Origin of the sequence: Bradyrhizobium sp. (assembly GCF_016462955.1) — a bacterium.
Lineage (GTDB): Bacteria > Pseudomonadota > Alphaproteobacteria > Rhizobiales > Xanthobacteraceae > Bradyrhizobium.
Map to the genome: position 1 here is coordinate 4,422 of NZ_JAEMSD010000034.1, position 13,650 is coordinate 18,071.

General features: G+C 64.8%; 14 protein-coding genes. 8 read left to right on the forward strand and 6 right to left on the reverse strand.

What is annotated here, in order from left to right:
• The first annotated feature begins 16 nt into the window (after positions 1-16).
• Complete coding sequence (locus JHD07_RS06200) at positions 17-559, forward strand: GNAT family N-acetyltransferase (protein WP_366863973.1); 543 nt, start codon at positions 17-19, stop codon at positions 557-559.
• Positions 560-825: 266 nt separating this feature from the next.
• Here the strand turns inward: JHD07_RS06200 and JHD07_RS06205 are convergent, their stop codons facing one another.
• The gene (locus JHD07_RS06205) at positions 826-1,569 is read right to left on the reverse strand and encodes a ParA family protein (protein WP_291620102.1); all 744 of its coding nucleotides are present in this window, start codon (positions 1,567-1,569) and stop codon (positions 826-828) included.
• A gap of 241 nt (positions 1,570-1,810) precedes the next feature.
• Here JHD07_RS06205 and ggt point away from each other — a divergent pair, with 241 nt between their 5' ends.
• Positions 1,811-3,490 carry a gamma-glutamyltransferase gene (gene ggt / locus JHD07_RS06210; protein WP_291620104.1) on the forward strand — a complete coding sequence of 560 codons (1,680 nt, stop codon included), beginning with the start codon at positions 1,811-1,813 and terminating at the stop codon, positions 3,488-3,490.
• 6 nt (positions 3,491-3,496) lie between these two features.
• Here ggt and JHD07_RS06215 read toward each other — a convergent pair whose 3' ends face one another.
• Complete coding sequence (locus tag JHD07_RS06215; RefSeq protein WP_291620106.1) at positions 3,497-4,009, reverse strand: hypothetical protein; 513 nt, start codon at positions 4,007-4,009, stop codon at positions 3,497-3,499.
• A gap of 1 nt (position 4,010) precedes the next feature.
• Positions 4,011-5,369, reverse strand: a complete 1,359-nt coding sequence (locus JHD07_RS06220) for a serine protease (protein ID WP_291620109.1) — start codon at positions 5,367-5,369, stop codon at positions 4,011-4,013.
• A 230-nt stretch (positions 5,370-5,599) separates the two neighbouring features.
• Between JHD07_RS06220 and moeB the strand changes: the two genes are divergently transcribed.
• The gene (gene moeB, locus JHD07_RS06225; protein WP_291620111.1) at positions 5,600-6,403 is read left to right on the forward strand and encodes a molybdopterin-synthase adenylyltransferase MoeB; all 804 of its coding nucleotides are present in this window, start codon (positions 5,600-5,602) and stop codon (positions 6,401-6,403) included.
• A gap of 9 nt (positions 6,404-6,412) precedes the next feature.
• On the opposite strand, the gene JHD07_RS06230 is transcribed toward moeB, so the two are convergent.
• Positions 6,413-7,420 (reverse strand): aldo/keto reductase, encoded by a 1,008-nt coding sequence (locus JHD07_RS06230; protein ID WP_291620113.1) that lies wholly within the window; start codon positions 7,418-7,420, stop codon positions 6,413-6,415.
• Between the two features lie 113 nt (positions 7,421-7,533).
• On the opposite strand from JHD07_RS06230, the gene JHD07_RS06235 reads away from it, so the two are divergent.
• Positions 7,534-8,445, forward strand: coding sequence for a LysR family transcriptional regulator (locus JHD07_RS06235; protein ID WP_291620115.1), 912 nt, complete (start codon positions 7,534-7,536; stop codon positions 8,443-8,445).
• 3 nt (positions 8,446-8,448) lie between these two features.
• On the opposite strand, the gene JHD07_RS06240 is transcribed toward JHD07_RS06235, so the two are convergent.
• Positions 8,449-9,450: a D-glycerate dehydrogenase gene (locus JHD07_RS06240; protein WP_061023436.1), complete on the reverse strand. Its 1,002-nt coding sequence runs from the start codon at positions 9,448-9,450 to the stop codon at positions 8,449-8,451.
• A gap of 323 nt (positions 9,451-9,773) precedes the next feature.
• Between JHD07_RS06240 and JHD07_RS06245 the strand changes: the two genes are divergently transcribed.
• Positions 9,774-10,304, forward strand: a complete 531-nt coding sequence (locus JHD07_RS06245) for an SH3 domain-containing protein (protein WP_291620118.1) — start codon at positions 9,774-9,776, stop codon at positions 10,302-10,304.
• Between the two features lie 139 nt (positions 10,305-10,443).
• Here JHD07_RS06245 and irrA read toward each other — a convergent pair whose 3' ends face one another.
• Entirely contained in the window at positions 10,444-10,935 is a 492-nt protein-coding gene (gene irrA / locus JHD07_RS06250) for an iron response transcriptional regulator IrrA (RefSeq protein ID WP_291620120.1), read from the reverse strand.
• A 319-nt stretch (positions 10,936-11,254) separates the two neighbouring features.
• On the opposite strand from irrA, the gene fabA reads away from it, so the two are divergent.
• The 3 genes from fabA to JHD07_RS06265 all read left to right on the forward strand — a co-directional run.
• The gene (fabA, locus tag JHD07_RS06255; RefSeq protein WP_291620122.1) at positions 11,255-11,776 is read left to right on the forward strand and encodes a bifunctional 3-hydroxydecanoyl-ACP dehydratase/trans-2-decenoyl-ACP isomerase; all 522 of its coding nucleotides are present in this window, start codon (positions 11,255-11,257) and stop codon (positions 11,774-11,776) included.
• A 42-nt stretch (positions 11,777-11,818) separates the two neighbouring features.
• Positions 11,819-13,042 carry a beta-ketoacyl-ACP synthase I gene (gene fabB, locus JHD07_RS06260; protein WP_291620124.1) on the forward strand — a complete coding sequence of 408 codons (1,224 nt, stop codon included), beginning with the start codon at positions 11,819-11,821 and terminating at the stop codon, positions 13,040-13,042.
• Positions 13,043-13,177: 135 nt separating this feature from the next.
• The coding region (locus JHD07_RS06265) for an SDR family oxidoreductase (RefSeq protein WP_291620126.1) at positions 13,178-13,650 on the forward strand (473 nt) is incomplete at its 3' end.

The following is a 13,650-nucleotide window of genomic DNA, read 5'->3' on the forward strand; positions in this document are numbered from 1 at the left end:
GCTTGAAACCGAACGGTTGATCCTGCGTCCGCTCGCGCTATCCGACGTGCCGGCGATCCAGCGACACTTCGACAATTGGAACATCATCCGGCACCTCTCCACCGTCGTGCCCTGGCCGTATCCCGCCGATGGCGCGGAGACTTTCGTCAGGATGCAGCTCGACAAGATCATGGCTGGCGACGAGATCCATCTCTGGGTGTTGGTGCTGAAGGGTGGCGACGGCGAGGCGATCGGAAACATTCACCTGCGGCCCCGCGCGCAGGGTTTGAAAGGCAATCGCGGCTTCTGGCTCGCCGAGCCCTATTGGCGGCGCGGATTAATGACGGAAGCCATCGGCGTGGTGAACGATTTTGCCTTCCTCACGCTCGGCCTCGATCACTTCTACGTCTGCAACGCGGCCACCAACGATGCCTCACGCCGGGTCAAGCAGAAGACCGGCGCGGAGTTCGTCGGCTTCATCGAGCTTGCCCATCACGGCGGGCAGACGAAATCCGAGAAATGGATCGTGCGGCGCGAGGCCTGGCTAAGGGACCGGCCCGCGACACCTGTGGTCAGCTAGAGCGGGATTGGGCGCGGTCGAGGGCATTTTTCGCCGAACGGCCGTTTCGGCCGACGACTCAAATGCTTGCGCGGCCTCACCTCGCTGCATGAGCGCCGAGCGGTTCTACTGTGCATGGGGTTGTTTTCGAGATTTTAGTGCAGCATCCGCCTTCCTCAAACGCGAGGCGAAGCAATCCGGCCGGGCTGGTGGCCGGACTGCTTCGTCGCTTGGGCTCGTTCACCGGATGGCGAAGAGCCCGCCTGCACGTCCGAGCGATGCCCTGCTCAGGACGCCAGAGTCGTGGTCTCGTCCGCCGCGTGTTCGGCGGCGATATGCAGCACGCCGTTCGCGGCCGAGATGACCTGGTCGATGAGCACATTGGTCGTGGCTTCGAGCTCGAGCCGAGTCTCGATCCAGCGCCAGAGGCCGCGGATTTCATCCGCCGACTTGCCGTTCGGCGCGAATTCGCTCACCGCAAGACCGTTCGCGAGTGAGTCCTGATGGTCGTTGCGCATCACGATCAAGGGGCGCGCGAGCACCCCGGTGAGATCGAGCGCGGCCTCCTCGGCGAGCGCGCCCGCGGCGTTGTCGATGCGCTGGCCGCGAATCGGCGTCTGGTTCAGTACGAAGCCGTAGGGCCGCTTCCAGGCGCGCGCGACGCTGAGCGTGGACACGGTCGCCTCGATGTCGGCAACGCTCGGGCGGGCCGGGATCAGGCAGAGATCGCAATGGCGGATCGCGGCGGTTGTGGCGGCGGACAGGCCGGCCGCGGTGTCGACGATCGCGAGCTGCAGGCCGCTGTCGGCCAGCATCTTCAGGCGCGGCTCGATGTCGGCGGCATGGTAGATCGGCTCGACGACCACGTCGTCATTGTTTCGGCGGCGCTGCCAGCTGGAGAGGGTGCCCTGCGGGTCAGTCTCGATCAGGCGAACGGTGAAGCCGGCCTGCTTGGCCGCCAGCGCGAGGCCGATGGCGAGCGTGCTCTTGCCGCTGCCGCCCTTTTGGGTGGCCAGTACGATCGTGTGCATTGAGGATCAATCCTTTGGAGTGCCTGGGGGTCTTGGGTAACGCCACGCGAACGTGCATCGCTTCTCGATGCTGAGCTCTTCTCGCTCAGGACGTGCCTTGCCCGATCCACAGGGACCGCGGATGTCCGAATCAACCAGAGCAATGGTGGCAGAATTGGGAATGTCAGCTAATCCGTACCAATACTGGACCCGTAATCCTGCGTATGATGTGGTTGCCGCGTGAACAAGAAGGGCAAGCGGCATGGGCGGAAACTGGCGCGACCGGACGGCGACCACTTTTGAATGCCAGAAGATGCCGGCGGTCTCGAGCCGCGGCATGGTGGTCAGCAACCATCCCCTGGCCTCCAGCGCCGGCGCCGAGATGCTGGCCGCCGGCGGCAACGCCATCGATGCCGCGATCGCCACCTTGTTTACGCTGACGGTGGTCGAGCCGATGATGGTCGGCATCATCGGCGGCGGCATGGCACACATTCGGTTGGCCGACGGCAGCCATCGCATCATCGACGGCCAGAGTACCGTACCCTCGGCCGTTCGTGACACCACCTACACCTCCAAGCCCGGCTCGGCGCACGACGTGTTCGACACTGTCGACGACGAGAATCTCAACGGACCGAAGGCGGTTGCCACGCCGGGCTCGCTGAAGGCCTGGTGTGAGACGTTGCGCCGGTTCGGCACCATGAGCCTCGCCGACGTCCTGCAACCCGCCATCAAGCACGCCGCGCGCGGCTACGCGGCGACGCCCTATCTGCGCGAATGCATCAGCGAGAGCGCTGTCGAGATGCGTAAGGACAAGCCGATTTCGGCGATCTACTTGCCGGGCGGTGAGCCGCTCAAGGTCGGCGAGCGCGTGGTGCAGGCCGAATATGCCGAGACCTTGCGCCATATCGCCGAGCACGGCGAGACCGCGCTATACGAGGGGCCGCTCGGCGACATCCTCGTCGACTACATGGAGAAGACCGGCGGCTTCATCCGTCGCAACGATCTCGCCGGCTACAAGACCGTCGAGCGACAACCGATCCGCGCCGATTATCGCGGCTGGACCATTTTGGGCCCGCCGCCACCGGCCGCCTCCGGCGTCCATATCGCGCAGATGCTGAACATCCTGGAAGGCTACGACATCGGCGGCCTCGGCTTCGGCACATCTGAAACGATTCATTACCTTTCCGAGGTCCTGAAGATCGCCTTTGCCGACCGAGCGGCCGCAAGCGGCGATCCTGATTATGTCGGCGTGCCCGTGGAGAAGCTGACCTCGAAGGCCTATGCCGAGGAACGCCGCCGCGCTATCGATCCGGCGCGGGCGCAGATTTGGGGTGCCGGCGTGTCGCAGCTCGAAGGCGCGCATACCACGCACATGACGGCGGCGGATAGCTTCGGGAACGTGATTGCGACCACGCAGACCATCAACAGTCTGTTCGGCGCCAAGATCATGGTCCCGGGCTTGGGAGCCATTGCCAACAACTACATGAATTTATTCGATCCGCGTCCGGGCCACGCGCTGTCGCTGGCGCCGGGCAAGCGTGTCACCACCTCGATGTCGCCGATGATGGCGCTGAATGGGGGCAAGCTGCGCTATGCGCTCGGCTTGCCCGGAGGCAAGCGCATCTTCCCGAGCGCGATGCAGGCCCTGGTGAATTTGATCGACCACGGCATGAGCCTGCAGGAGGCCGTCGAGGCGCCGAGGGTCTGGACCGAGGGCAATGCGCTCGAGGTCGAGCAGACGGTGCCAGAGAGCGTGCGTTCGAGGCTCGCGGCGCTTGGCCACGAGGTGCAGTCCGTTCCGACCGTCGCCGGCGGCATGAACGGGATCGCCTTCGACGACGACGGCACGATGACCGGTGCCGCCTGCTGGCGCGCCGATGGTACGCCCATCGGCATTTCGGGGGGCCTTGCGAAAAGCGGGATCAGGTTCAGGCTCGCCTGACGGCTCTCATTTCTGTACGCCGCTGCCCGCGAGATCCGCGGCGGCGCGCGCAACCAGGTCGGTGGCGCTCGCATTGGTCTGCAGCGATCGGACCTTGACGTCGATCGTGATCAGCTTCCATTCGCCCTCAGACATGGCGTAATCCAGCGCGTAGCTCAGCCGTGATGGCGTCGTATCGAAATGGCCGCGCAACAACAGCGCGCCGTTGTCGCCGATCCTGGGCCCTTCCGTCGACACGATCGGCATCCCGGCAACGGCGTCGATATGATGTCCGGCAAAGGTCGCAAATGCCTGCTTCAGCGTGGCGGCTGAAAATCGCTCGCGAAACGGTCTCGCCATCTTCGCATGGAGGACATCGTAGTTGCCGGTGAGGTTGGCGTCGTTGAGCGTCAGCAGCGCCACCTTCACCATCACCTCCTCTACCTTCGGCGTCGGCAGTGCCGGCGATTGGGCCCAAGCCGAAAAGCTCAGCAGCGCGGTCGCTGCCGCCGCGGAAGAAGAGATAAGACGGCGCAACATGCTACTTCCGCACGCAGATCACGCGCACGACGCCGGCTTTGGCGTCGGTCGATGTGCCGTTCGCCGTCACCTGCTTGGATTTCAGGAAATCGCGCACCGCATCTGCCGACACCATAACGGCCTGAGAGGCCGGGACCGAGGTCGCAGGACCCGCCACCATTGCCGCCTTCAGCAGTACAAGGCCGGCGAACTTGCCGTCGGCGTCAACGGCGGGACTGCCGGAGAAGCCGACCGGCGGCGGCGGAGACAGTGCGGAATCGCCCGAGGCGCCTGGTGCCAGCGTCGCCTTGATGCTCGACACGCCGGCGGCGCCGCCCTGGCTTTGCGGATCGGCGATGCCGATGACGTCCACGTTCGTCTTCGCTGTACCCCTGGCGAGGCTCAGCGGCTGCAGACCGCGTGCGCCGTAGATGTGCAGCAGCGCGAGATCGCGCTGCTTGTCTTCCGCGAGCCTGTCGGCACTGCCATGGCCTGCGATCGTGATCGCAAGGCAGCCATCGGTGACGAGGCGATCAGTGACGATCGCACCGTCGTCGCTGACGACGATGCCGGTGCCGTATTCGACCGTCTTGCGTGGCGGCGGCCCGGCCATCGGCCCTGACGGGAACGCGTTGAACGCGCTCGACATCGCGATCACCACCGGCTCGACGATGTTCTCGGTCGCCTGATCGTAGAGAATCGTCATGGTGCGGACCTCGTCGCCCTTGAAGGTGCCGCGGACGTAGAATTTCTTCAGGCCCTGCAATCCCGACAGCACGAAGAAGTCGGGCTTCACCACGGTGTAATCGACCTTGCGTCCGGACGGCTCTTTCTCGAGCTCTGCGAGTTTTGCCGAGGTCGGGTTCGCCTCCTTGCGGCGGCTGAGAACCACCTGCACCGTGCCGGTCGGCGAGGTCCATTTCGAACCGTTGGCGTCGCTTGCTTGCTGCGGCAGCAGCTTGCCGGGAATGCCGAGCCGGGCGCCGCTGGTCGGCTCCGTCACGATCTTCCAGCCGACGCTCTCCTGCTTCTTTCGCGCCGTTTCGGCGAGCGCGGCGCGCTCCTGCGGATTGAGCACGCCGGTCGGCTTGCCGCCCTTGGCCTTCTGGTACTCCTTGATGGCGTTGACCATGCGCTCGCTGACGTCGCCGGTAATGGCGCCGTTGTACTGACCGACCCAGGCGAGGTCGGATTGCAGCGCCAGCCGCTCCGCCTTTGCCATGGCATCGGCCGTCGCCGACGGCGTCTGCATCGCGGGAGGCTGAATGGGGACGGTCTGGACCGTCTTCGGCCTGGCGCCGGGGACTTGCGATGTCGTCATCTGGGCGTTCGCGCCTGTAGCGGCCGCAAACATCAGTGTTGCCGCAAGCATCGATCTCATGACAAATCCAGCCAGCCCATTGAACGCAGTGTCATTGAAGCACATCTCGTTGGTCGCGAACAATGTTGCGGTGGTTCAGGTTTGACAGAGCCGCGAACTCAAATCCTCATCCTGAGGAGCGGCCTCAAGGCCGCGTCTCGAAGGATGGCCACGGGCGAGATCGGGGCCTTCATGGTTCGAGACGCGCGTTCCGCGCTCCTCACCATGAGGAGTGAGAGGAATGTAGGACGATGCTGAGCCCGGACGAACTCGAACGCTATGCCCGCCACATCGTCCTTCGCGATGTCGGCGGTCCCGGTCAGGCCGCGCTGAAGCGGGCCTCCGTGCTGGTGATCGGCGCCGGCGGGCTAGGCGCACCGGCGCTGATGTACCTGGCCGCAGCCGGCGTCGGCACGCTCGGCGTGGTCGACGACGACGTGGTGTCGCTGTCCAACCTGCAGCGCCAGGTGATCCACACCACGCCCGACATCGGCCGGCACAAGGTTGAGAGCGCGGCCGAGCGGATCGCCGCGCTCAATCCGCATGTCCGCTTCGTCGGCCATGCCACCTGGCTCAACGCCGACAATGCGCTCGGCCTGATCGGCGATTACGACCTCGTGCTCGACGGCTCCGACAATTTCTCGACGCGCTATCTCGTCTCCGACGCTTGCTTCTTCGCCAAGAGGCCGCTGATTACCGCGGCGCTCGGCACCTTCGACGGCTCGCTCACCACCATCCGCGCGCACGAGACCAACGAGCAGGGCGAGTTCAATCCGACCTATCGCTGCCTGTTTCCGGAAGCGCCGCCGCCCGGCACCGTGCCGGCCTGTGCCGAGGCCGGCGTCATGGGCGCGCTGGCCGGCGTGCTCGGTTCGATGATGGCGCTGGAGGCGATCCGCGAGATCGTCGGCTTCGGCGACGGCCTCGTCGGCCGCCTCCTGATGATCGATGCGCGCGCGATGCGCTTCGAGACGTTGCGTTACGCCCGCGATCCCGCCAATCCACTCAACGGCGACGGGCCTGTGGTTGCCGATCTCAGCGCCCATCGCAGTTGATTGCCGCGGTTACGCCGTCGCCGGCTTTTCGCTGTCGAGATGCGCCATCTGCTCGGCTGCGTAACGCGTGCCGGCCGCGACATTGGGCGGAAATGCCTTGGCCAGCGCAGCGAGATGCACCGGTGTCAGCGTCACCTTCGTTGCGCCGAGCGCTTCGCTGAGGCGGTTGCGGGTGCGGGCGCCAACCAGCGGCACGATCGCGTTGTCCTGTGCAGCGACCCAGGCGATCGCAACCTGTGCCGGCGTTGCGTCGATCTCGTTCGCGATTGCGCGCAGCTGCTCCACCAGCGCGAGATTGGTGTCGAGGTTCGCGCCCTGGAAACGCGGTGTCATCAGCCGGTAGTCACGGCCGGCCTTGCCTGAGTCCTTCGACCAGTGGCCGCTGATCAGGCCGCGCGCCAGCACCCCGTACGCGGTGATGCCAATGCCGAGCTCGCGGCAGGTCTTCAGGATATCGCGTTCGATGCCGCGCTCGATCAGCGAATATTCGATCTGAAGATCAGCAATCGGATGCACCGCATGGGCGCGGCGGATGGTGTCGGAGCCGACCTCGGACAGGCCGATATGCCTGACATAGCCGGCCTTCACGAGATCGGCGAGGCCGCCGATCGTCTCCTCGATCGGCACGTTGGGATCGAGTCGCGCGGGACGGTAGATGTCGACATAGTCGGTGCCGAGGCGCTGCAGCGAATAGGCGAGGAAGTTCTTTGTCGCGGCGGGCCTCGTGTCGATTCCGGCGAATTCACCGGCGGGGCCGCGCAGCGCGCCGTACTTCACGCTGAGCTGCACCTTGTCGCGCGGCATGTCGTTCAGCGCTTCCCGCAACAGCATCTCGTTGTGCCCCATGGCGTAGAAATCGCCGGTGTCGAGCAGGGTGATGCCGCCGTCGAGCGCCGCATGCACCGTGGCGATGGCCTCGCCGCGGTCGGCGGGGCCGTAGACCTCCGACATGCCCATGCAGCCGAGGCCGAATGCCGAAACGGTCGGCCCGGTTGAACCCAGTTTGCGCTGTTCCATGATCTTTATTCCTCGAAAAGGCGGCTGCGCCGCGTGACGAGGCCAGATATGAGCCGGAGCGATTGCGCCGATAAGCTGGACAATCCAGAATGCCTTGTTCACATTAGCGAACAATGGCCGAACCGGATTTGCGCGATCTTGATGTCTTCGTGGCGGTTGCCCGCACCCGGAATTTCCGTCGGGCAGCGGTCGAAATTCGCTCGTCCGTATCGAGCCTTAGCCAGCGGCTGCGGGACCTGGAGGAGCGGCTCGGCGTCCGCCTGATGAACCGCACGACCCGCAGCGTCGCGCTGACCGAGGCGGGCGAGCTGTTGCTCTCGCGCGTCGCCCCGGCATTGCGCGATGTCGGCGATGCCTTGGAGCAGGTGCGCGGCCTGCGTGAGGTCGCCTCGGGCCGCCTGCGCATCAATGCGCCGCCGCCCGCGGTCGATCTCGTGCTGGCGCCGCTGGCAGGGCCGTTCCTGACCCAACATCCGCATGTCGATCTCGACGTCGTGAGCGAAAGCGGGTTCGTCGATATCGTGAGCGGGGGATACGATGCCGGCGTGCGTTATGGCGAGCATCTGGCGCAGGACATGGTGGCGATTCCGCTGAGCGGCCCGCAGCGCTATGTCGTGGTTGCTTCGCCCGGTTACATTGCGCGGCGCGGCAGGCCGACGCATCCGAAGGACCTGCTCGACCATGATTGCATCCGCGCACGTTATTCGAGCGGCGTCATGCACGATCTGGAATTCGAGAGAGCCGGGCAGGTTGTGAAGGTCGATCCGCCGGCGAAGCTGATCTCCACCAATATGAACCTTGCGATGCGCGCCGCGCTCGACGGCGTGGGCATCTGGGCTACGCTCGACGGCTATGTCGGCGATGCCGTGAAGTCCGGCGCTCTGGTCAGCCTGATGGAGGATTGGTGCGAGCCGTTTCCAGGCCCGTTCCTGTACTATCCAAGCCGGCGCCAGACGCCGCCGGCGCTGCGCGCGTTCATCGATTTCGTCGCGGATTGGCGCAAGCGCGAAGGGCGCGGGAAGTAAACCTCACAGCATGCTCGGCAGCACGCGATCCGGCGGCTTGTGGGCGTCGAGGAAGGTGCGGATGTTGATGATCACCTTCTCGCCCATCTCGACGCGGCCTTCGATCGTGGCCGAGCCCATATGCGGCAGCAGCGTGACCTTGCCGGCCTTGGCGAGCCGCACCAGCTTCGGGTTGACCGCGGGCTCGTGCTCGTAGACGTCGAGGCCGGCGCCGGCGATCTCGCCGCCTTCGATCAGCTTGATCAGCGTGTCCTCGTCGGTGACCTCGCCCCGCGCGGTGTTGACGATGTAGGCGTCCTTGCGGATCAGCTTCAGCCGCCGCGCCGAGAGCAGGTGATAGGTCGCCGGCGTGTGCGGACAGTTCACCGAGATGATGTCCATCCGCGCCAGCATCTGGTCGAGGCTTTCCCAATAGGTTGCGCCCAGCTCCTCGGCGATGACAGGGGCGACGGGACGGCGGTTGTGATAGTGGATCTGCAGGCCGAAGGCACGGGCGCGGCGCGCCACCGCCTGGCCGATGCGGCCCATGCCGATGATGCCGAGGCGTTTGCCCCCGATGCGGTGGCCGAGCATCCAGGTCGGCGACCAGCCTGCCCAGGGCTTGCCCTCGGTCAGGATCGAGGCGCCTTCGATCATCCGTCTGGGCACCGCGAGGATCAGCGCCATGGTCATGTCGGCGGTGTCTTCGGTCAGGACTTTCGGCGTGTTGGTGACGGTGATGCCGCGGGCATGGGCGGCTGCGACGTCGATATTGTCGACGCCATTGCCGAAATTGGCGATCAGGCGGAGCTTGCAGTCGGGCTGGTTGACGACATCGGCGCTGATGTGGTCGGTCACGGTCGGAACCAGCACGTCGGCGGTGCGCGCCGCTTCCGCAATCTGCTCGGGCGACATCGGCGTATCCTCGAGATTGATCCGCGCATCGAACAATTCGCGCATCCGCGTCTCGATCGAATCCGGCAGCTTGCGCGTCACCACGACGAGGGGCTTCTTCTTCACCGACATGTCCTGCTCTCATGAGGCATGGCAAGCCGCCTCTGTCGCCAGAGGCTGGTCGTTGAGGCCTCATTAACCCGGTTGTTCGACACTGCCCTTGCCGTGTCCGTCCCCGGCGTTTCCTCCAAGCTCACCCGACATTTCCGGCCGGAAAATCGGGGCAAACCGGTTGCTCAAGTGCCCGTCCTCTCTATCAGAAGGCCGGGCCAAGACAAGAACCACGGCTCAGGGCTTGGAACCCGCGCGGGACGGGGCGAAGGGACAGGCGCGGCAGGGAATTGGAATTTGGGGTGAGGACCCGGTTTGGCCGGGTCTTCGAAGGAGACGGGTTGATGGCGTTGGGGCGTTTTTGTGCGGTGATGGCGCTCGCTTGCAGCTGGCTGAGCGCCTCGGTCGACCCCTCGCATGCGGCGAAGGATAATACCGCGCAAAGCGCCAGCGGCTTGCCGGTGCCGCGCTATGTCAGCCTCAAATCGGATCATGTGAACGTCCGGGCCGGCCCGACCAAGGACAATGACGTCGCCTGGGTCTACACCCGCGCCGGCCTGCCCGTAGAGATCACCGCCGAGTTCGAGAACTGGCGCCGCGTGCGCGATTCCGAAGGCGCCGAGGGCTGGGTCTACCACTCGCTGCTGTCGGGCCGTCGCACGGCGGTCGTCACCATGAAGCACAAGGACGATCTCGCCCCGATCTATGATAGCCCCGATCCAGGCAGTGCGGTTGCGGCAAAGCTCCAGGCCGGCGTCGTGACCCAGGTCAAGAAATGCACCGCAAGCTGGTGCCGTGTCACGGGCAATGGCTTCGACGGCTGGATCCAGCAGGAGCGCCTGTGGGGCGTCTACGCCGACGAGCAGGTGAATTGACGCCGATAGGCGGAGGGCGCGCTCGCCGCGTCATGCCCGGGCTTGTCCCGGGCATCCACGGACTTTCGTGCCGAGCCCAAAACGTGGATGGCCGGGACAAGCCCGGCCATGATGATCTCGATTCGATCTTAAGACGACCTCAGCGCTTCTTGCGCAGGCGCACGACCATGTCGATGCGGGAGATCTCGTAGCCGTCCGGCACCTCCGGCATCTTGGACAGCGCCAAATGCGGATCCTCGATGTCCACCAGCTCGTGGCTGTTCTCGAGATAGTAGTGATGGTGTGTCGTGACGTTGGTATCGAAATAGGTCTTGGTGCCGTCGACGCTGACCTGGCGGAGCAGGCCGGCATCGGTGAGCTGGTTCAGCGTGTTGTAGACCGTGGCCAGCGACACCGGAACCTTGGCGAGCGTCGCTTCCTCGTACAGCATTTCAGCCGTGAGGTGGCGTGCGCCCTTGCCGAACAGGAGCCAGCCCAGCGCCATGCGCTGCCGCGTCGGGCGCAGCCCCGCGGACTGGAGCATTTCGTTGACGTCGTGCCAGGGACAGCCGGTCAGGGCCGGCTGGCGGCCGGACAGGAGGGCCGCAGCGTGGGCTTCGTCGTCGATGTGGGACGCGCTATTTTCGTTCATTTCCAGATTTCGGGCACGCGTGAACAATATCTCTCTGCAATATAAGAACAGAAAGATGCAGATGCAAGTTTCTCGCAACTAGAGAGGTTCTAATCAGGCTTGGAACCGGGCGATCAGGCCGTCATTTTACCTTCATGAGAGCGCTTTGCCACCGAAATAGCCTGTGTTAGAGAGCGCGCGGTTTCGCTAGCCGATTTTGGCGCAGCCGGGCGTGGGGGCTTGGTGCGCAGCCCATCCGGGGTTCGCGCGAGTCTCCGGGGGAGACGGGCCCATTTTTCGGCAAGAACCCCCTCAAGCGGGATAGAACAGAGGCTCGTGCATGCTGAACAGGCGCAACGGTTACGACTATGAAGATCTGCTGGCCTGTGCCCGCGGCGAGATGTTCGGCCCGGGCAACGCCCAGCTGCCGCTGCCGCCGATGCTGATGTTCGACCGGATCACCGATATCAACGACAATGGCGGCGAGTTCGGCAAGGGTCTGGTGCGTGCCGAGCTCGACGTGAAGTCTGATCTCTGGTTCTTCGGTTGCCACTTCAAGAACGATCCGGTCATGCCCGGCTGCCTCGGCCTCGATGCGCTGTGGCAAATGGTCGGCTTCTACCTCGGCTGGATCGGGGGCGAAGGCCGCGGCCGGGCACTCGGCCTGAACGAGCTGAAGTTCAGCGGCCAGGTGCTGCCCGAGGCCCGCAAGGTTGTGTACAACGTCGACATGAAGCGCGTGATGCGGTCAAAGCTGGTGCTCGGCATCGCCGACGGGTGGCTTTCGGTCGATGACCAGATTATCTATCGCGCCAAGGATCTGAAGGTCGGCCTGTTCAAGCAGGGCACGAGCCTGGGCTGAGGCGCATCACCAAGAAAGACAACGATTTAGGGCGAGGCTGTCATGAGGCGGGTTGTGGTCACCGGGATGGGCATCGTCTCGTCCATCGGAAACAACACCCAGGAAGTGCTTGCGAGCCTTCACGAGGCGAAATCGGGCATTTCGCGGGCGGAAAAATACGCCGAGCTCGGCTTCCGTTCGCAGGTGCAAGGTGAACCCACGCTGGATCCTTCGACGGTAGTCGACCGCCGCGCCATGCGTTTCCTCGGCCAGGGTGCGGCGTGGAATCACATCGCGATGGAGCAGGCGATCCAGGACTCCGGCCTGAGCCCTGAGGACGTTTCCAATATCCGCACCGGCATCATCATGGGGTCGGGCGGCCCTTCGGCACGCACCATCGTCGAAGCAGCCGACATCACCCGCTCCAAGGGACCCAAGCGCGTCGGCCCGTTCGCGGTGCCGAAGGCGATGTCCTCCACGGCGTCGGCGACGCTCGCGACCTGGTTCAAGATCAAGGGCGTGAACTATTCGATCTCCTCGGCCTGCGCGACGTCGAACCATTGCGTCGGTAACGCCTATGAGACCATCCAGATCGGCAAGCAGGACATCATCTTCGCCGGCGGCTGCGAGGAGCTGGACTGGTCGCTGTCGGTGCTGTTCGACGCCATGGGCGCGATGTCGTCGAAGTACAACGATACGCCGGCCACGGCCTCGCGTCCCTACGACGTCAACCGCGACGGCTTCGTCATCGCGGGCGGTGCCGGCGTGCTGGTGCTGGAAGAGCTCGAGCATGCCAAGGCGCGCGGCGCGCGCATCTACGGCGAGATCGTCGGCTACGGCGCGACCTCGGACGGACACGACATGGTGGCGCCGTCAGGCGAGGGTGCCGAGCGCTGCATGCGCATGGCGATGTCGACCGTGAAGACCAAGGTGGACTACATCAATCCCCACGCCACCTCGACGCCGGCCGGCGACCCGCCGGAGATCGAGGCGATCCGAAAAGTATTCGGCGTCGGCGAGAAGTGCCCGCCGATCTCGGCGACCAAGGCCCTGACCGGCCATTCGCTGGGCGCCACCGGCGTGCAGGAAGCAATCTATTCGCTGCTGATGATGAACAACGGCTTCATCTGCGAGAGCGCGCACATCCAGGAGCTCGATCCTGTTTTCGCCGACATGCCGATTGTCCGCAAACGCATCGACAACGTCAAGATCGGCACCGTGCTGTCGAACTCCTTCGGCTTCGGCGGCACCAACGCCACGCTGGTGTTCAGCCGGCTGGATGCGTGAGCCTTTGGGTACGCACTCATAGTTTTTTCGTCATGGCCGGGCTCGTCCCGGCCATCCACGTCTTTGCTCCAGGTTGCGAAAGAACGTGGATGCCCGGGACAAGCCCGGGCATGACGGCAGCGGAGTAATCGCAAGATGGACGGTTTGATGAAGGGCAAGCGCGGTCTGATCATGGGCATCGCCAATGATCATTCCATCGCCTGGGGCATGGCGCGGACGCTGCATGCCCACGGCGCCGAGCTCGCCTTCACCTTCCAGGGCGAGGCGCTCGGCAAACGCGTCAAGCCGCTGGCCGAGCAGCTCGGTGTCGATCTGGTGCTGCCCTGCGACGTCGAGGACATCGCCAGTGTCGATGCCACCTTCTCGGTCTTGCGCGACAAGTGGGGCAAGCTCGACTTCGTGATCCACGCCATCGGCTTTGCCGACAAGAACGAGCTAAAGGGCCGCTACGCTGACACCAGCCGCGAGAATTTTTCGCGCACCATGGTGATATCCTGCTTCTCCTTCACGGAGGTCGCAAAGCGCGCCGCCGAGCTGATGACCGAGGGCGGCAGCATGATCACGCTGACCTTCGGCGCCTCGGAGCGCGCGATGCCGAACTACAACGT

Excerpts from the sequence above, each read along its gene's own strand:
- JHD07_RS06205 (WP_291620102.1), bottom strand. The coding sequence starts at position 1,569 with ATGCACACGATCGTACTGGCCACCCAAAAGGGCGGCAGCGGCAAGAGC.
- ggt (WP_291620104.1), top strand. The coding sequence starts at position 1,811 with ATGGGCGGAAACTGGCGCGACCGGACGGCGACCACTTTTGAATGCCAG.
- JHD07_RS06215 (WP_291620106.1), bottom strand. The coding sequence starts at position 4,009 with ATGTTGCGCCGTCTTATCTCTTCTTCCGCGGCGGCAGCGACCGCGCTG.
- JHD07_RS06220 (WP_291620109.1), bottom strand. The coding sequence starts at position 5,369 with ATGAGATCGATGCTTGCGGCAACACTGATGTTTGCGGCCGCTACAGGC.
- moeB (WP_291620111.1), top strand. The coding sequence starts at position 5,600 with ATGCTGAGCCCGGACGAACTCGAACGCTATGCCCGCCACATCGTCCTT.
- JHD07_RS06230 (WP_291620113.1), bottom strand. The coding sequence starts at position 7,420 with ATGGAACAGCGCAAACTGGGTTCAACCGGGCCGACCGTTTCGGCATTC.
- JHD07_RS06235 (WP_291620115.1), top strand. The coding sequence starts at position 7,534 with ATGGCCGAACCGGATTTGCGCGATCTTGATGTCTTCGTGGCGGTTGCC.
- JHD07_RS06240 (WP_061023436.1), bottom strand. The coding sequence starts at position 9,450 with ATGTCGGTGAAGAAGAAGCCCCTCGTCGTGGTGACGCGCAAGCTGCCG.
- JHD07_RS06245 (WP_291620118.1), top strand. The coding sequence starts at position 9,774 with ATGGCGTTGGGGCGTTTTTGTGCGGTGATGGCGCTCGCTTGCAGCTGG.
- irrA (WP_291620120.1), bottom strand. The coding sequence starts at position 10,935 with ATGAACGAAAATAGCGCGTCCCACATCGACGACGAAGCCCACGCTGCG.
- fabA (WP_291620122.1), top strand. The coding sequence starts at position 11,255 with ATGCTGAACAGGCGCAACGGTTACGACTATGAAGATCTGCTGGCCTGT.
- fabB (WP_291620124.1), top strand. The coding sequence starts at position 11,819 with ATGAGGCGGGTTGTGGTCACCGGGATGGGCATCGTCTCGTCCATCGGA.